The organism is Cellulomonas jepli, from assembly GCF_047229345.1.
In the GTDB taxonomy this organism is placed as follows: Bacteria; Actinomycetota; Actinomycetes; order Actinomycetales; family Cellulomonadaceae; genus Cellulomonas_A.
In genome coordinates this window covers 17,380-34,584 of the sequence record NZ_JBFTER010000007.1, presented here as the reverse complement: position 1 = coordinate 34,584, position 17,205 = coordinate 17,380, and the positions used below count along the sequence as shown (strand labels likewise).

At 75.1% G+C, this 17,205-nt stretch carries 15 protein-coding genes and 1 tRNA gene; 10 read left to right on the top strand and 6 right to left on the bottom strand.

The window, feature by feature from the left end; all coding sequences use genetic code 11:
• Positions 1–38: 38 nt before the first annotated feature.
• A tRNA-Arg gene (locus AB6N24_RS02900) sits at positions 39–111 on the top strand.
• Positions 112–182: 71 nt separating this feature from the next.
• Complete coding sequence (locus tag AB6N24_RS02895; protein WP_412867931.1) at positions 183–1,283, top strand: DNA glycosylase AlkZ-like family protein; 1,101 nt, start codon at positions 183–185, stop codon at positions 1,281–1,283.
• 136 nt (positions 1,284–1,419) lie between these two features.
• On the opposite strand, the gene idi is transcribed toward AB6N24_RS02895, so the two are convergent.
• Positions 1,420–1,950 carry an isopentenyl-diphosphate Delta-isomerase gene (gene idi, locus AB6N24_RS02890; protein ID WP_258723917.1) on the bottom strand — a complete coding sequence of 177 codons (531 nt, stop codon included), beginning with the start codon at positions 1,948–1,950 and terminating at the stop codon, positions 1,420–1,422.
• A gap of 141 nt (positions 1,951–2,091) precedes the next feature.
• Between idi and AB6N24_RS02885 the strand changes: the two genes are divergently transcribed.
• The 5 genes from AB6N24_RS02885 (at position 2,092) to AB6N24_RS02865 (ending at position 9,071) form a co-directional block, all read left to right on the top strand.
• Complete coding sequence (locus AB6N24_RS02885; protein ID WP_412867930.1) at positions 2,092–3,762, top strand: cation:proton antiporter; 1,671 nt, start codon at positions 2,092–2,094, stop codon at positions 3,760–3,762.
• A gap of 250 nt (positions 3,763–4,012) precedes the next feature.
• The gene (gene adhE / locus AB6N24_RS02880; protein ID WP_412867929.1) at positions 4,013–6,748 is read left to right on the top strand and encodes a bifunctional acetaldehyde-CoA/alcohol dehydrogenase; all 2,736 of its coding nucleotides are present in this window, start codon (positions 4,013–4,015) and stop codon (positions 6,746–6,748) included.
• A gap of 264 nt (positions 6,749–7,012) precedes the next feature.
• Complete coding sequence (locus AB6N24_RS02875) at positions 7,013–7,543, top strand: hypothetical protein (protein ID WP_412867928.1); 531 nt, start codon at positions 7,013–7,015, stop codon at positions 7,541–7,543.
• Between the two features lie 71 nt (positions 7,544–7,614).
• A complete protein-coding gene (locus tag AB6N24_RS02870) occupies positions 7,615–7,740 on the top strand; it encodes a molybdopterin oxidoreductase (RefSeq protein WP_141372749.1) in 126 nt (41 codons plus the stop codon).
• Between the two features lie 65 nt (positions 7,741–7,805).
• A complete protein-coding gene (locus AB6N24_RS02865) occupies positions 7,806–9,071 on the top strand; it encodes a pyridoxal phosphate-dependent aminotransferase (protein WP_412867927.1) in 1,266 nt (421 codons plus the stop codon).
• 102 nt (positions 9,072–9,173) lie between these two features.
• Here AB6N24_RS02865 and AB6N24_RS02860 read toward each other — a convergent pair whose 3' ends face one another.
• The 3 genes from AB6N24_RS02860 to AB6N24_RS02850 all read right to left on the bottom strand — a co-directional run bounded on the left by AB6N24_RS02860 (position 9,174) and on the right by AB6N24_RS02850 (position 12,547).
• Entirely contained in the window at positions 9,174–10,400 is a 1,227-nt protein-coding gene (locus tag AB6N24_RS02860; protein WP_412867926.1) for a multidrug effflux MFS transporter, read from the bottom strand.
• 119 nt (positions 10,401–10,519) lie between these two features.
• Positions 10,520–11,662, bottom strand: coding sequence for an adenylate/guanylate cyclase domain-containing protein (locus AB6N24_RS02855; RefSeq protein WP_412867925.1), 1,143 nt, complete (start codon positions 11,660–11,662; stop codon positions 10,520–10,522).
• A 15-nt stretch (positions 11,663–11,677) separates the two neighbouring features.
• On the bottom strand, positions 11,678–12,547 hold the full coding sequence (locus tag AB6N24_RS02850; RefSeq protein ID WP_412867924.1) for a biotin--[acetyl-CoA-carboxylase] ligase: 870 nt from the start codon (positions 12,545–12,547) through the stop codon (positions 11,678–11,680).
• A gap of 130 nt (positions 12,548–12,677) precedes the next feature.
• Here AB6N24_RS02850 and AB6N24_RS02845 point away from each other — a divergent pair, with 130 nt between their 5' ends.
• The 3 genes from AB6N24_RS02845 to AB6N24_RS02835 are packed head-to-tail and all read left to right on the top strand — an operon-like array spanning position 12,678 to position 15,207.
• Positions 12,678–14,291 carry an acyl-CoA carboxylase subunit beta gene (locus AB6N24_RS02845; protein WP_412867923.1) on the top strand — a complete coding sequence of 538 codons (1,614 nt, stop codon included), beginning with the start codon at positions 12,678–12,680 and terminating at the stop codon, positions 14,289–14,291.
• Entirely contained in the window at positions 14,288–14,941 is a 654-nt protein-coding gene (locus AB6N24_RS02840) for a hypothetical protein (protein WP_412867922.1), read from the top strand. The genes AB6N24_RS02845 and AB6N24_RS02840 overlap by 4 nt, the downstream gene beginning before the upstream one ends.
• Positions 14,938–15,207, top strand: a complete 270-nt coding sequence (locus tag AB6N24_RS02835; RefSeq protein ID WP_412867921.1) for an acyl-CoA carboxylase epsilon subunit — start codon at positions 14,938–14,940, stop codon at positions 15,205–15,207. The genes AB6N24_RS02840 and AB6N24_RS02835 overlap by 4 nt, the downstream gene beginning before the upstream one ends.
• Before the next feature lie 64 nt (positions 15,208–15,271).
• Here the strand turns inward: AB6N24_RS02835 and AB6N24_RS02830 are convergent, their stop codons facing one another.
• Positions 15,272–16,111: an ABC transporter permease gene (locus AB6N24_RS02830; RefSeq protein WP_412867920.1), complete on the bottom strand. Its 840-nt coding sequence runs from the start codon at positions 16,109–16,111 to the stop codon at positions 15,272–15,274.
• Positions 16,108–17,172 (bottom strand): ABC transporter ATP-binding protein, encoded by a 1,065-nt coding sequence (locus AB6N24_RS02825; protein WP_412867919.1) that lies wholly within the window; start codon positions 17,170–17,172, stop codon positions 16,108–16,110. The genes AB6N24_RS02830 and AB6N24_RS02825 overlap by 4 nt, the downstream gene beginning before the upstream one ends.
• Positions 17,173–17,205: the final 33 nt, after the last annotated feature.

Below are 17,205 nucleotides of genomic sequence, written 5' to 3'. Positions count from 1 at the left end.
TGGTAGTGTCGTGCACCGCGCCAGCACGACCGGCGCAGGCCCGCGTAGCTCAGTGGATAGAGCGTCTGCCTCCGGAGCAGAAGGTCGAAGGTTCGAGTCCTTTCGCGGGCACCCCTCCTCATCACCCGGCACGTCACGGCCGGCTCTCCCCCGCCGGGGTGGCCCGGCAGTAGCGTCGGCCCGTGCTCTCCCTCTCGTGGCCGGCCGCCCTCGCGTGGCGCCTGCAGCGTCAGCTCCTCGAGCCCGTCGGCTCCACCTCGGCCGCCGACGTCGTCGCGACCCTGGGTGCCGTCGCCGCACAGCTCGACCCGGCCTGGGCCGAGCTCGGCACCCGCACGCGCCGCCGGTCGTCCGCCCCGGGTGACCTCGCCCGCGCGCTCGACGAGGGCCGGCTCGTGCGGACGTTCGCCCACCGGGGCGCCGTGCACCTGATGACACCCGGGCACGCCGCCGACGCGCTCGCGCTGCGGGCCGCGAGCCGGATGTGGGAGCGTCCCGGCTGGCAGAGCTCCTACCGGCTCACCCCGGACGACTGGCCGGACCTGCGCGCCGCGGTGCGCGAGGCGCTGACGGACGGGCCGCTGACGCGCGCCGGGCTCGCCGCTGCCGTCACGGCGCAGGCGCGGTTCGCGCACCTCGGCGCGGCGGTCACCGACCCGGCGGCGACCTTCCTCAAGCCGTTCGCGTGGCAGGGCGACCTGAGCCTCGGCCCGTCGCGGGACGGCGCGATGACGCTGCAGCGCCTCGACGCCGTGCCCGGGTGGCCGGGGCTGCCCGACGTCGAGGAGGCCGGGCCGCGCGCCGTCGCGCAGTACGTGCGCGCGTACGGCCCCGCGTCCGAGCAGAACCTCGCGCACTGGCTCGTCGAGGGCCTGGGCGTGCGCCGGACGCACGTCCGGCGGTGGGTCGAGGGCTGCGACAGCCTCGTGAGCGTCGACGTCGGGGGCGAGCCGCGGTGGATCGTGCGGGACGACCTCGACGGGCTCGCCGCCGCCCGGCCGACGGACGCGGTGCGGCTCCTGCCGCGGTACGACCAGTGGGTGCTCGGCCCCGGCACCGCGGACGTGCACGTCGTGCCGGCGGACCTGCGCGCCAGCGTCAGCCGCGGCGCCGACCTCGTCGTGCGCGGCGGCGTCGTCGTCGGCACCTGGGCGGTGCGCGGCGGCACGGTCGAGACGTCGGTGGACCGCGGCTCCGTCGGGGGCGACGACCTCGGCGCCGAGGTCGCGCGGCTCGCGGCGATCCTGGACCGGCCGCTCGAGCACGCGGAGGGCACGACGTAGGGGGCACCCGGTCGGCCGGCACGGCTGCCCGGGCGACGCGGCCGGGCGGCCCTGCGCACGCGCAGGCTCCCGGGCCGCTCGACCCCACCACGGGCGCCTCAGCCCGGCGCGAGCGGCTAGCCCCACCGCGGGCGGCTCAGCCCCGCGCGGGCACCTCGGGCGACGCGAGCGCCAGCACCTGGGCGAACCACGGCGTCGTCTCCCCCGCCGCGACCAGCCCCGCGGCCTCCTCGCGCGTGACCCACCGCACGTCGGACACCTCGTCCGGGTCCGGGGACAGGGCGCCGTCGAACCGGGCCACGAGCACGTGGTCGTGCTCGCGCTCGACGTGCCCGGACGCGGCGTCGGGCGCGCTGTACTGGAAGGCCCCGACCTCGACGAGCCCGTCGACGTCGACGCCCAGCTCCTCGCGCACCCGCACCCGCGCGGCGTCGGCGAGCGTCGTGCCGGGGGCCGGGTGCCCGCACGTCGAGTTCGACCACAGGCCGGCGAAGCGCCGCTTCACGGCGGCGCGCTGCTGGAGCAGGAGCCGCCCCTCGCCGTCCACGAGCTGCACCGAGTACGCGCGGTGCAGGAGCCCGGGGGCGGCGTGCGCCTGGGAGACCAGCGCGACGCCGGACGCCGTCCCGTCGGGGTCGACGAGCTCGACGTGGTCCTGCTCAGCCATGGGTCTCCTGTCCGCGGGTCGACGACCCCCACGGGCCGCGCCGTCCAGTAGCGCATCACGCGCGCGCGGTTGCAAGGCGGCCGCGCGCGGGCCGCGGCCCCGACCTAGGCTCGTGCGCACGCCGACCGCACGGGGAGCCGCATGCACCACGTCGAGATCTTCGTCCTCGTCGCCGGAGCCGTCGCCGTCACCGCGGTGTGCCGGCGCTGGGGGTGGCCGTCGCCGCTCGTGCTCGTGGCGGTCGGGCTGGCCGTGTCGTTCGTGCCCGGGGTCCCGCGCTACGAGGTCGACCCGGAGCTGATCCTCGAGTTCGTGCTGCCGCCGCTGCTGTACTCCGCGGCGACCGAGAGCTCGTACCAGGACGTCCGCCGCTACGTCGGGCCGATCCTGCGGCTCGGGGTCGGGCTCGTGCTGGTGAGCGCGTTCGCCGTCGCGCTCGTGGTGTGGCTGATGGTCGACGGCCTGCCGTTCGCCGTCGCGCTCGTGCTCGGTGCCGTGGTGGCGCCGCCGGACGCCGTGGCGGCCGCGGCGGTGGGGCGCCGGCTCGGGCTGCCGCGGCGGGTCATGTCGATGCTCTCGGGCGAGAGCCTGATCAACGACGCGACCTCCCTCACGCTGTACAAGGTCGCGCTCGCCGCCGTCGTGACTGGCACGGCGGCGTTCTCGGGCGGCGCCGGCGTGTTCGCGCTCGCGGTCGTGGTCGGCGTCGCGATCGGTCTCGGGCTCGGCGTCGTCGTGCACCAGACCCGCATGCGGCTCGACGACCCCGTGGTCGCGTCGGCCGTCGGGCTGCTGACCCCGTTCGCCGCGTACTGGTCGGCCGAGGCGCTGAGCGGCTCGGGCGTGCTCGCGGTCGTCGCCGCGGGGCTGTACCTCGGGCACACCGCGCCGCGCGCCGGGTTCGCGACGCGCCTGTTCCAGGCGCCGCTGTGGTCGACGCTCGTCCTGCCGCTCGAGGCGTTCACGTTCGCCCTCATCGGCCTGCAGCTGCCGTGGCTGATCGACGACGTCCGCCGCTCGCACGAGGGCCTCGCGAGCGCCGCGCTGGTCGCGCTCGCGGTGCTCGGGACCGCGCTGCTCGTGCGCCCCGTCTACGTGCTCGCGACCGGGCACGTGCGCCGCCGGCGCCACGCCGGCGCGGCGGGCGACCGGCCCGCCGACCTGCTGACGGCGCGCGAGTCGGCCGTGGTCTCGTGGGCGGGCATGCGGGGCGTCGTGACCCTCGCCGCGGCCGCCGCGGTGCCCGCCGAGGTCGACGGCGAGGAGTTCCCGTACCGGGCCTCGCTGCAGCTCGTCGCGTACACCGTCGCGATCGGCACCCTGCTGCTGCAGGGGCTCACGCTCCCGTGGGTGATCCGCCGGCTCGGCGTCGGGTCGCAGGAGGAGGACGCGCGCGACGCGACCCAGGAGGCCGAGCTGCGGGTCGCGACCGCCGCCGCCGTCCGGCGGGTGCTCGAGGAGCGGACCCCGGAGTGGGCGCGCGAGCTCGGCGACGAGCAGGCCGCGCGGCTCGTCCAGCGCCTCGTCGGCGCGACCACCGCACGTGCCCGGGCGGCCGCCGCGATGATCGACCCCGAGGGCGGGACGCAGCGCGGCGAGGACGGCGACGGAGCGCCCGGCCGCCTCGTGCCGGCTCCGCTGGCCGGCAGGCGCGGGCAGCAGCTGCGCCGCGACCTCGTCCGGGCCCAGCGCGAGGTGCTCGTCGAGCGCCGTGACGCGGGCGAGCTCGACGAGGTCGTGATGCGCCGCGTGCTGCGCGAGCTCGACCTCGAGGACGAGGCGCTCGCGGCGTCCTGGGTCAACCGGGTCTGACGCGGGCCGGGGGCGCCCGGGCCCGGCCCGCGGACGTCCGGGGCGGTGCGCACGAGACGGTCGGCGACCGCCGTAGGACCCCGGTCCCAGGCGGCGTCGACGCGCGTCTGCAGGGCGCCCCGCGGGCGCCGCCGGGCCCCGGACGATCGGGACCTTCGGCGCAGGGATCCCGCGGGACCCGCTCCTAGCGTGGGTGTCACGAGGTCGAGGAAGCCCTCACACCACACCGACGAGACGTGGGGAGCACCCCGTGAGCAGCACCACCGAGACCGGGACCGACACCGGCACCACCACCGCGATCGACGCGCTCGTCGCGGGCGCCACCAAGGCGCTCGCCGAGTACGCGCGGTTCACGCAGGAGGACGTCGACCACCTGGTCAAGAAGGCGTCGGTCGCCGCGCTCGACCAGCACGGCCAGCTCGCGGTGCTCGCGGTCGAGGAGACCGGCCGCGGCGTCTTCGAGGACAAGGCCGTGAAGAACATCTTCGCGTGCGAGCACGTCACGAACTCGATGTCCTCGCTCAAGACGGTCGGCGTCATCAGCACCGACGACATCACGGGCATCACCGAGATCGCCGAGCCCGTCGGCGTCATCTGCGGCGTCGTCCCGGTGACGAACCCGACGTCGACCGCGATCTTCAAGTCGCTCATCGCGCTCAAGACCCGCAACCCGATCATCTTCGCGTTCCACCCCGCCGCGCAGGCGTCGTCGGTCGCCGCCGCCCGCGTGGTGCGGGACGCCGCGGTCGCCGCCGGCGCCCCCGAGAACTGCATCCAGTGGGTCGAGACGCCGTCGCTCGCGGCGACGAACGCCCTCATGAACCACCCCGGCGTCGCGCTCATCCTCGCGACGGGCGGCAACGCGATGGTCCGCGCCGCCTACTCGTGCGGCAAGCCGGCCCTCGGCGTCGGCGCGGGCAACGTCCCCGCCTACATCGAGAAGACCGCGAAGCTCAAGCGGGCCGTCAACGACGTCGTGCTGAGCAAGGCGTTCGACAACGGCATGATCTGCGCCTCGGAGCAGGCCGTCATCATCGACGCGGAGATCTACGACGAGGCGATGGCCGAGTTCAAGGTCCTGCACGCGTACCGCGCGAACACGAAGGAGAAGGCCCTCCTCGAGAAGTTCATCTTCGGCGTCGAGGCCAAGGGCAAGAGCTGCGGCGAGGCGAAGCTCAACGCGCCCGTCGTCGGCCAGTCGCCGCAGTGGATCGCCGAGCAGGCCGGTTTCTCCGTGCCCTCCGACACCTCGATCATCCTCGCCGAGGTCAGCGGCGTCGGCCCCGACGAGCCGCTGACGCGCGAGAAGCTGTGCCCCGTCCTCGCGGTGCTCAAGGCCACGACGACCGAGCAGGGCATCACCTACGCGGAGCAGATGGTCGAGTTCGACGGCCTCGGCCACTCCGCCGCGATCCACACGCGCGACGAGGCCCTCATGGAGGAGTTCGGCACGCGCTGCAAGGCGGTCCGGATCATCACCAACGCCCCGTCCTCGCTCGGTGGCATCGGTGACATCTACAACGCCTTCATCCCCTCGCTGACCCTCGGCTGCGGCTCGTACGGGCGCAACTCGGTCTCGAACAACGTCTCGGCGGTCAACCTCGTGAACATCAAGCGGATCGGCCGTCGCAACAACAACCTGCAGTGGTTCAAGGTCCCCGCGAAGACGTACTTCGAGCCGAACGCGATCCGCTACCTCACCGACATGCCCGACGTCGAGCGCGTCACGATCGTCACCGACGCGACCATGACGACCCTGGGCTTCGTCGACAAGATCATCGACGTCCTGAACCGCCGCCCCGGCAAGGTCGCGCTGCAGATCATCGACCAGGTCGAGCCCGAGCCGAGCGTCCGCACGGTCCAGGCCGGCGCCGCGCAGATGCGCCACTTCCGCCCCGACACGATCATCGCCCTCGGCGGCGGCTCGCCGATGGACGCCGCGAAGGTCATGTGGCTGCTGTACGAGCACCCCGAGATCACCTTCTCCGACCTGAAGCAGAAGTTCTTCGACGTCCGCAAGCGCGCCTTCAAGTTCCCGGTGCTCGGCGAGCTCGCGCAGCTCGTCTGCATCCCCACGACGTCGGGCACGGGCGCCGAGGTCACGCCGTTCGCGGTCATCTCCGACCCCGACGCCGGCAAGAAGTACCCGCTCGCCGACTACGCGCTGACCCCGTCCGTCGCGATCATCGACCCGGTCCTGACCGCCAAGATGCCGCGCTCGCTCGCCGCCGACTCGGGCTTCGACGCCCTGACGCACGCCACGGAGGCGTACGTGTCGGTGTACGCGAACGACTTCACCGACGGGATGGCGCTGCAGGCGATCCGGCTCATCTTCGACAACCTCGCGCAGAGCGTGAACGGCACGCCGGGCGCCCCCGAGACGTCCGACGCGCGGGAGAAGATGCACAACGCCGGGACGATCGCCGGCATGAGCTTCGGGAACGCGTTCCTGGGGATCGTGCACGCGATGGCGCACGTGATCGGCTCCACGCACCACCTGGTGCACGGCCGCACGAACGCGACGCTCCTGCCGCACGTGATCCGCTACAACGGCACCGTCCCGACCAAGCTCACGAGCTGGCCGAAGTACGAGCACTACGTCGCCCCGGAGCGCTTCCAGCAGATCGCGGCGATGCTCGGGCTCCCGGCCGAGACCCCGGAGCAGGGCGTCGAGTCCTACGCCCTGGCCGTCGAGGCGCTGCGCTCCAAGGTCGGCATCCCGGCGTCGTTCCAGGCTCAGGGCGTCGACGAGCAGGAGTTCCTCGGCCGCCTCGACGAGGTGGCGATGGGCGCCTACGAGGACCAGTGCGCACCCGCGAACCCGCGGATGCCGATGCTGGCCGACATGAAGGACCTGATGACTGCGGCCTACTACGGCACGTCGCTCTCCGACGTCCGGGGCCGCCGCGAGCAGCAGGGTGCGTGTGGTGACGCACCCCAGGAGGCCGTGACCTCGGCCGGGACGGAGAAGTCCGTCCCCGCCTGACCCCCATCCGTGGGTCCGGCTGCTCGCCGCAGCGCCCCGTCCGCGTGTGCCCACCGGCCGCGCGGGCGGGGCGCTGCCATGCCCGGCGCCGCGTCTCGTCCCGGCCCTGGGCCACGCGGGCGGCACCGGCGTGGCCGGCACGCCGTCCCGGTTCCGCCGGCCGGACCGCGCCGGCACGACGCGCCGTCCGCGGAGCGTCGTACCGGCGGCGGCGAGGGGACATACCGGGCACACTGGGGGCCCCCGACCTGTGAGGAGCCACCCGTGCGCACGTCATCCCCCCGCCTCGGCCGCGCCGCCCGTGCCCTGCCCGTCCTGACGCTCGCGGGCGCGCTCGCGCTCACCGGGTGCGCCGAGGCGCAGGAGCTCACGAACCAGGCCGAGACCGCCGTGGACGACGCGAAGGCGGCGATCGACTCGTTCCAGGGCCAGATCGACGCGGCGCACGCGGAGGCGCAGGAGGTCCGCAACGCGATCACCGACGCGCAGGCCGAGGCGAGCAAGCTCGACGACCAGGCGAGCGCCGCCGTCGGTGAGGCCGTGACGGGTGCGTCGTCCGCGGTCGACCAGGCACAGGCCGCGCTCGACGCCGCGTCCGCCGAGGGGGCCGAGGCGACGCAGGCCACGCGCGACGAGCTCGCGGCGGCCGAGGCCGCGCTGGCGGACGCGCGCACGCAGGTCGAGTCGGCGATCGACTCGACCGACACGAAGGCCGAGGTCACGCTGGAGACGCTCTCGGCCGAGGTCGAGAAGCTCCGGAACCAGATCGCGGGGGCCGTGGCGACCGACGGGTGAAAACCTCGCGGAGCGGCTGAACCCGCGGCCCGGTTGTTGTCTCACGCGGTGCGGCTGCCGATCTTCCGGGCATGGAGACACAGGAGATGCCGCGCAGCACGCGGCGACGCCACGTCGAGTGGTGGGTCCTGTCGGCCTGGGGATCGCTCGTGCTCGTCGTCGCCGCCGGGGTCACCGGCGCGGCGGGGATCGGCTGAGCCCGGCCGACCCGGGCACGCCGCCCTATCCTCGTCGGGTCGCCCCGCCGAGGACAGGAGCACCGATGCCGACCGACGAGGGACGCTGGCGCGCCGTCGCCCGCGCGACCGGGCTGCTCGAGGCGGACGGCACCACGCGCGCGACCGTGTTCGCGGAGATGTCGGCGCTCGCCGCCCGCACCGGCGCGCTCAACCTCGGCCAGGGCTTCCCCGACGTCGACGGGCCGCCCTCGGTGGCCCGCGCCGCGCAGGAGGCGATCGCGGCGGGCGTCAACCAGTACCCGCCCGGCCCCGGCATCCCCGAGCTGCGCCACGCGGTCGCCGCGCACCAGGAGCGCCGCTACGGCCTCGTCCTGGACCCGGACCGCGAGGTGCTCGTGACGACGGGCGCGACCGAGGCGCTGGCCGCCGCGGTGCTCGCCCTGGCCGGCCCGGGCGACGAGGTGCTCACGCTCGAGCCGTTCTACGACTCGTACGCCGCGGTCGTCGCGCTCGCGGGTGCGACGCACACCACCGCGGCGCTCCGGGCGACGCCCGACGGCTTCCGGCTCGACGAGGACGCGCTGCGCGCCGCGTTCAGCGACCGCACGCGGCTCGTCCTGCTCAACACCCCGCACAACCCGACGGGCGCGGTGCTGACGCGCGCCGAGCTCCAGGTCGTCGCGCGGCTCGCGACCGAGCACGACGCGCTCGTGGTGACCGACGAGGTGTACGAGCACCTCGTGTTCGACGACGCCGTGCACGTGCCCGTCGCGACGCTGCCGGGGATGGCCGGGCGCACCCTCACGATCTCCTCGGCGGGCAAGACGTTCTCGTTCACCGGCTGGAAGATCGGCTGGGTCAGCGGGCCGGCGCACCTCGTCGAGGCGGTCCGGACGGTCAAGCAGTTCCTCACGTACGTCTCGGGCGCGCCGTTCCAGCCCGCCGTCGCGCTCGCGCTCGGGCTCGAGACCGGCGACGGGCCCGACTCGACCTGGGTGCGCGACCTCGCGGCGTCGCTCGCCGCGCGGCGCGACCTGCTGTGCGCGGGGCTCGAGGCCGCCGGGTTCGCGGTCGTGCGCCCGCAGGGCACGTACTTCGTGGTAGCGGACGCCGCGGCGCTGATCGCCGCGGGCCGCGCCGGCGCGGACGTGTCCGACGGCGCGACGCTGTGCCGCCGGCTGCCCGAGCTCGCCGGCGTCGTCGGGGTGCCCGTGAGCGCGTTCGCGCACGCGGGCTCGGCGGCCGACGCCGCGCTGCGCACCGCGGTGCGGTTCACGTTCGTCAAGCGCGAGCCGGTGCTGCGCGAGGCGGTCGAGCGGCTCACCGCGTGGGGGTCGGCGCGCGGCTGAGGCCGGGCGGCGGCGGGCCGCCGGACGACCGGCACGACGGGCGACCGGGCGGACGGCGGGGTGAGCGGGCGGACGGGCTCGCCGCGACGCGTCCCGCCGGCGTCAGGTGCCCCAGCCGCCCGCGCGGTAGGCGGGCGTGCCGAGCGCGAGCACGAGGAGCGCGAGCACCGCGGAACCGGCCATGACGGCGGTCATCGCGAGGGCGTCGCCGCCGAGGACGCCGACGAGCGGGCTGATGGTCCCCGAGATCGCGGCCTGCGACGAGCCGATGAACGCCGCGGCGGTCCCCGCGATCGCGCCGTGCCGCCCGAGCGCGAGCGCCGAGGCGTTGGGCGGCGTGAAGTTCACGAGCGCGAGCTGGAACCACAGCATGACGAGGAGCAGCGGCAGCCCGCCGGCGCCGGTCGCGCCCACCGCGAACAGCCCGAGCGAGAACACGACCGAGATCGGCAGGACGACGCGCAGGATCCGCACGGGCGCGTAGCGGCGCACGAGCGCCGCGTTGACCTGGGCGCCCACGACGAGCCCGGCGCCGTTGACCGCGAACAGCAGCGCGAACTCGTGCGACGACAGCCCGTAGCCCTCCTGGAGCACGAACGGGGACCCGACGACGTAGCTCATGAGCCCGGCGACCGACAGGCCCGGCAGGACCGCGAGCGCGAGGAAGTGCCGGTCACGCAGGAGCGCGCGATAGCCCGAGATCGCCGCGCCGAAGCCGGGCCCGCGGCGCCGCTCGACGGGCAGCGTCTCGGGCAGGCGCCGCCAGACGACGACCCAGAGCGCCGCGCCGTACAGGGCGAGGGCGACGAAGACCGCGCGCCACCCCCACTCCCCCGCGATGAGGCCGCCGACGCTCGGGGCGAACAGCGGCGCGACACCGATCACGAGCATGAGGCGGGACAGCAGCCGCGAGGCGTCCGCGCCGACGAAGCGGTCCCGGATCACCGCCATGGCCACGACCGAGGCCGACGCGTTGAAGAAGCCCTGCATCACGCGCAGCGCGACGAGCGGGACGATCCCCGGCGCGACGGCGCACAGCAGCGACGTGATCACGTGCAGGACGATCCCGACGAGCACGGGCGCGCGGCGGCCGAAGCGGTCGGACGTGGGGCCGATCACGAGCTGCCCGACGGCGCCGCCGATGAGCATCCCGGTCATGGTGAGCTGCGCCGCGGTCGCCGACGTGCCGAGGTCGCGGGCGACGTCGGGCAGGGACGGCAGGTAGATGTCGGTCGAGATCGCGGGGAGCGCGGTCATCGCACCGAGCAGGAGGACGTACTTCGCGTTGGGGCGGTACGGGGACGTGGGTTGCGGGCCGCCGGTACTCATCCCCTCGATCGTCCCATCCCGCGCGCGCGGGAGCGAATCGATTCGATGCGCCTCGTGGAGCGGAAGCCGACCACCTGGTCAGGCAGTCCGGCCGGCCCGCCGGCCAGCCTCCGGGCCGGTCAGCTCAGGCCGTGCGGCAGGTCGCGCGGCGACGGCGCGGCGTCCTCGCCCGCCCGCAGCAGGACGGGGCGCACGACCCCGAGCCCCTCGAGCTCGCGCTCGGGCTGCGGCTCCGCGACGAACCGGTCGTCGCCCTCGAGCAGCGCGGCGGTCGCCGGGTCCGTCAGCACGCTCGACGGGTCCGCGATGTCGGTGAGCCGCGCGGCGAGGTTCACGGGCTCCCCGAACACGTCCCCGAACCGGGACAGCAGCCGCCCCCACACGAACCCGACCCGCACGGGCGTGACGCCGCGCGCCCGCTCGGCGAGCCCGCCGGCGCCCCGCTCACGCTCGATGTCGAGCTCACCGCCCAGCACGCGCGCGAGCCCGAGGGCGACCTGCGCCCCGGTCGCGACGTCGTCGGCCACGAACAGCACCGCGTCCCCGATCGTCTTGACGACGCGCCCGCCGGCCGCGGTGACGACGTCGCGCGCCGCGGTCTCGAAACGCTGCACGAAGTCCGACAGGTCGGTCGAGCCCAGCCCCGCGGTCCGGCGCGTGAACGAGACCATGTCCGCGAAGCCCACCGCGCGCGCGAGCGGCAGCCCGTCGACGTCCGGGGGCGCGGTGCGCTGCTCGCCGAACTCGGCCGCGAGCCGCCCCGCGACCGCCGCGAGCTGACGCCGCCACGCGTGCACGAGCTGGGCCTCGAGCAGCGGCCCGAGCTCGGTGAGCCGGTCCAGCACCAGCAGGCGCGAGGACGTGTCGTCGAGCGCGTACCGGGTCGCGAGGTCCTCGACGAGCGCCTCGACCTGCCACAGCGCGAGCCGGTCGGCGGTGTGGCCGAGAGCGCGCGTGAGCGACACAGCGGTGCGCAGGCTGACCCCGTGCTCGCGCATGAGCCGGCTCATCCGGTCGAGCGCCTCGGCGTCCTGCTCGGTGAACACGGCGTCGTCGGGAGCGGTGTGCGGGAGGCCCAGCGTCTGCCAGAACAGCCGGATCCGGTCGAGGTCGGAGTCCGTCCGGGTCGCCAGGTCGCGCAGCGTCAGGGTGCGGGGGCCGCCGAGCAGGGACTCGTCGAGGGCCGCGAGCGTCGACGGGAGGTCGTGGCCGGCGCCCTTCTCGGGCTGCGTCTCGTCCGTCAGGTCAGGGCCGTCATCCACGCGGACGAGCGTAGTTCACCGGGCTGCACGGACGTGATGCACGTCACCCGCGAGCACCTGGTGCTCGGCGCCCGAGGCGTCGACCACGACGAGCGCACCCTCGCGGTCGAGGCGCTGCGCGGTGCCCGTGACCTCGCGCCCGCCCGGGAGCTCGACGCGCACCTGCGTGCCGAGCGTCGCGCACACCGCGGAGACGTCCTCGACCAGGCCGGCGGCGTGCACGTCGCCGCCGTGCTCCGACCAGCGCGCCGTGACCTCCGCGAGCGCGCTGACGAGGGCGACGAGCAGCATCTCCCGGTCGACGTCGCGGCCGCCCGCGAGCGCGAGCGAGGTCGCGCTCGGCACCGGGAGCTCGCCGGGCGTCTGCGAGACGTTGATGCCGATGCCGACCACGACGGCCGAGCCGGCCGGCGTCGTGACGAGCTCGGTGAGGATCCCGCCGACCTTGCGCAGCGGGCCCCAGCCGGCGAGGTCGGAGCCGTCGGGGGCGGGGACCATGACGTCGTTGGGCCACTTGAGCACCGCGGGCACCCCGACCGTGGCCCGCAGCGCGTTGACCGCACCGAGGCCCGCGAGCAGCGGGAGCCACCCGTACGACGTCACCGGCGCGGTGGGGCGCAGCGCGAACGACAGCATGAGCGCCGAGCGCGCGGGCGTCTCCCACGTGCGGCCCGCGCGCCCCCGGCCGGAGTCCTGCGCCTCGGCGGCGAGCAGGCTCGGGTGCGGCCACGCGTCGGGCTCGGCTCGCAGCGCGGCGGCGAGGTCGACGTTCGTCGAGCCCGTCCGCTCGACGACGTCGAGCCGTGCGAGCGGCCCGGCCGGGGCCAGCAGGAGCTCACGGAGCACGTGCTCGCGCAGCGCCGGACGGTCGGGGGCGGTGTCCATGGGGACATCATCCATCGCCCGGTCGCGCGCGCCGCGGTCGCGCGCTTGTCGGGTTCGCACAACGCGCACCCGCAGACGCGTGCCGCCGACGAGCGCCGGTCCGGGGCGCCGGGCAACTAGCCTCTGTCGGGTGACCGACGCACCCGACAGGCCCGCAGCCCGGCCGACACCCCAGAGCAGCACGGCCGCCAAGATCGAGGACCTCGCGGCGCGCCACCAGGCCGCCGTCGTGACGCCCGAGGAGAACGCCGCGGCCAAGCAGCACGCCCGTGGCAAGAAGACCGCCCGCGAGCGCATCGACGCGCTGCTCGACGAGGGCTCGTTCACGGAGCTCGACGCGTTCGTGCGGCACCGCTCGACCAACTTCGGGCTCGAGAAGAAGCGCGTGGCCGGGGACGGCGTCGTCGTCGGGCACGGGACGGTCGACGGCCGGCCGGTCGCGGTGTACTCGCAGGACTTCACGGTCTTCGGCGGGAGCCTCGGGGAGGTGCACGGCCAGAAGATCACCAAGGTCATGGACCTCGCGCTGCGCACCGGCGTGCCGCTCATCGGCATCAGCGACGGCGGCGGCGCGCGCATCCAGGAGGGCGTCGCGGGCCTCACCCAGTTCGCGGAGATCTTCCGCCGGAACGTCGCCGCGTCCGGCGTGATCCCGCAGATCAGCCTCATCCTCGGCCCGAGCGCGGGCGGCGCCGTGTACTCCCCCGCGCTGACCGACTTCATCGTCATGGCCGACGGCACCTCGAACATGTTCATCACCGGCCCCGACGTGATCCGGGCCGTGACCGGCGAGGACGTCGGCTTCGAGGAGCTCGGCGGCGCGACGACGCACAACACGAAGTCGGGCGTCGCGCACTACCTCGCGTCCGACGAGGACGACGCGATCGACTACGTGCGCTCGCTGCTGTCGTACCTGCCGCAGAACAACCTCACGGACCCGCCGACGTTCTCCCACGAGGCCGACCTCGCGGTCAGCGACGAGGACGCCGAGCTCGACACGCTCGTGCCCGACTCCGACTCCCAGCCGTACGACATGCGAACCGTCGTCGAGCACGTCGTGGACGACGGTGTCCTGCTCGAGGTGCAGCCGCTCTACGCGCAGAACGTGCTGGTCGGGTTCGGGCACGTCGAGGGGCACCCGGTCGGCATCGTCGCGAACCAGCCGCTCTCGATGGCCGGGACGCTCGACATCAACGCCGCCGAGAAGGCCGCGCGCTTCGTGCGCACGTGCGACGCGTTCAACATCCCGGTCCTGACGTTCGTCGACGTCCCCGGGTTCCTGCCCGGTACGGACCAGGAGTGGAACGGCATCATCCGCCGCGGCGCCAAGCTCATCTACGCGTACGCCGAGGCGACCGTCCCGCTCGTCACCGTCATCACCCGCAAGGCGTACGGTGGCGCGTACATCGTCATGGGCTCCAAGCAGCTGGGCGCGGACGTCAACCTCGCCTGGCCGACGGCGCAGATCGCGGTCATGGGCGCCGGAGGTGCGGTGAACATCCTGCAGCGCGGCGCGCTCAAGACCGTCGCCGACGCCGGCGGCGACGTCGAGGCGGAGCGGGCCCGGCTCACGCGCGAGTACGAGGAGGCCATCGTGAACCCCTGGGACGCCGCGGACCGCGGCTACGTCGACGCGGTCATCCCGCCGTCGCACACGCGCACGGAGATCGTGAAGGCGCTGCGCCTGCTGCGCACCAAGCGCGCGAGCCTGCCGCCCAAGAAGCACGGGAACATCCCGCTGTGAGCGGCGTCGAGGAGCCCACGGGCACGGGTGGCGGCACCGGCGGCGGGGACGACAGCGCGTCGGGGCCCCACGAGGGCGGGCACGGCGACGAGCACGCCGGCCACGACCACGAGGGGCACGACCACGAGGGTCACGACCACCCCGCGCACGGCCCGGACCCGCTGAGCGGCGTCGACGCGGCCGAGCTGCACGTCACGGTCGACGAGCTCACCGCGGTGCTGCACGAGTACATCGAGACGGCCGTGGGCGTGCGTGCGGAGTTCGGCGCGCACGAGGCCGACGAGGACCCGCGGATCCTCGCGATCGAGGCGCGCGTCTCGGGCCTCAACGCCGCGCTGTACGACCTCGTGCACGAGCGCCTGGGGCTGCACCCCGACCTCACCGGCATGACGTGGGACGACGCCGACGAGGACGAGTCCGACGCCGACACCCCGCCGGGGGCCGAGGAGGTCGAGACCTTCCACCTCGGCTTCGTCGTCGGGCCGCAGGCCGGCACGTCCGACCTGTCGATGGACTCGGTCCTGGGGCTCGTCGACGACGCGGGCGAGCAGATCGCGCGCCGTCTCCTCGAGTCGGGCTTCGAGGTCTCGGAGTGGGGCGCCTCGCGCGGGGCCCCCGTGCTCTTCGACGACCACGAGGACGACGAGTGAGCGCCGCGCCGTCGGCCCCCGGGGGCCCGCCGTCGCCGGACGTCCCGTCGACACCCGCCCCGCGCCCGCACGTGCGCGTGGTGCGCGGGGCGCCCGACGACGTCGAGCTCGCCGCCCTCGTCGCCGGGCTGGTCGCGGCGGCGTCCGAGGCGGACACCACCGCGACCTCCCCGCGCAGCGCGTGGACGGACCGGGCACGGGTGCTGCGCGGCAGCGTCACCCCGGGCGCCGCACCGGACGCGTGGCGCTGGAGCCTGCGCGGCTGACCGCACGGTCGCGCCGACCGGGCCGGTCCGCGACGCGGCGGGGGCCCGGGCGGCGCCGCACCCGTCAGCGCCCGAGCGTCGTCCAGCGCCGGACCGCGAGCGCGAGGAACACCACGGCCAGCGCGGCCGGCCACACGACCGCGGCGAAGACGGCGTGCTCGGCCAGCCAGCCGTCCCCGCCCACTCCCGGGTTGCCGAACAGCTCCCTCGCGGCCGCGACGCTCGCCGCCATGGGGTTGACCTGCGCGAGCGTCCCGAGCCACGCGGGCATGGTCTCGGTCGGCACGAACGCGTTCGACAGGAACGCGAACGGCCACACGATGATCTGCACCGCGACCACCATGCCGGGCCCGCGCGCGACGAGCCCGAGGAAGATCCCGACCCACAGGAACGCGAACCGCAGCAGGAGCAGCAGCACGATCGCGAGCGCGGCGCGCGCGGGGCCCTCGTGCCAGCGCCAGCCGACGAGGAGGCCGAACGCGACCATGACCGCGAGGCCGACCACGGAGTTGAGCATGTCGGCGAAGCAGCGCCCGAGGACGACGCCGGCGGACGACATCGGCATCGACCGGAACCGGTCGGTCACCCCCTTCTCCGCGTCGGTCGCGACCGCGGTCATCGTCGCCTCGAGGCCGAAGACCATCGTGAGCGCGAACATCCCCGGCATGAGGAAGTCGAGGTAGCTGCCGCCGCCCTCGACGGCCATCCCGCCCCCGAGCAGGTACCCGAACATCACCACCATGAGCACCGGGAACAGCAGCCCGACGGCGAGCTGTCCGGGCTGGCGCCGCCAGTGCTGCAGGTCGCGCAGCGCGATCGTCCAGCCGTCGACGAGCGCCCAGCGCAGCGCGGATCCGGTGGGTGCGGGCGTGCGGACCGCCGGCGCGGTCAGGGTCGTGGTCATGCGGCCTCCTCGGCGGTGCGGGCGGTGCCGGAGCCTGCGGGGACGGTGCCGCCCGGCTGCGGGGTGGGGTCCTGCTCCGCGGCCGGGCCCGGCCGGGCGGGGTCGTCACTGTGCGCGCCGTGCCCCGTGAGGCGCAGGTACGCCTCGTCGAGCGTCGGGCGGCGCAGCCCGAGGTCGTCGACCGCGAGCCCCGCCTCCGTGAGGGCGGCGACGACCGCGGCGAGCGCACCCATCCGGTCGGTCACGGGTGCGGTCACGCGGCGCGCCGCGACGTCGGTGCCCACGTCCGCCGGGGGCGCGCCGAGCGCTCGGCCGACGAGCTCCGCGGCCCGCCCGAGGTCGGCGGCGTCGGCGAGCACGACGTCGATCCGGTCCCCGCCCGTCGCGGACTTGAGCGCGGCGGGCGTCCCGTCCGCGACGACCCGGCCGCCGTCGAGCACGCAGACGCGGTCCGCGAGGCGGTCGGCCTCGTCGAGGTGCTGCGTCGTGAGCAGCACGGTCGTGCCGTCGCCGACGAGCGTGCGCACGGCGGCCCAGACGTCGAGCCGGCCCTGGGGGTCGAGGCCCGTGGTCGGCTCGTCGAGGAACAGCACGGGCGGGGCGAGCAGGAGGCTCGCCGCGAGGTCGAGGCGCCGGCGCATGCCGCCGGAGAAGTCGCGGACGGCCTTGGCGCCGGTCCCGGCGAGGCCGAACGCCTCGAGCAGCTCGTCCGCACGCACGCGTGCCGCCCGGACGCCGAGGTGGTGCAGGCGCCCGAACATGACGAGGTTCTGGCGCGCGTCGAGCACCTCGTCGAGCGCGGCGCTCTGGCCGACGAGGCCGATGCTCCGGCGCACCTCGTGCGGGTCGCGCAGCACGTCGTGGCCGGCGACCTCGGCGGTGCCGGAGTCGGGGCGGAGCAGCGTGGTGAGGATGCGGACGGCGGTGGTCTTGCCGGCGCCGTTCGGGCCGAGCAGACCGAGGACGCTCCCGGCGGGGACGTCGAGGTCGACCCGGTCGAGCACGGTGCGCGGGCCGTAGCTCTTGGTGAGGTGGTGCAGGCGGATGGCGGGCGGGGTCATGGACTGCCTTTCCCGTATGCCGTACGGAGTTTG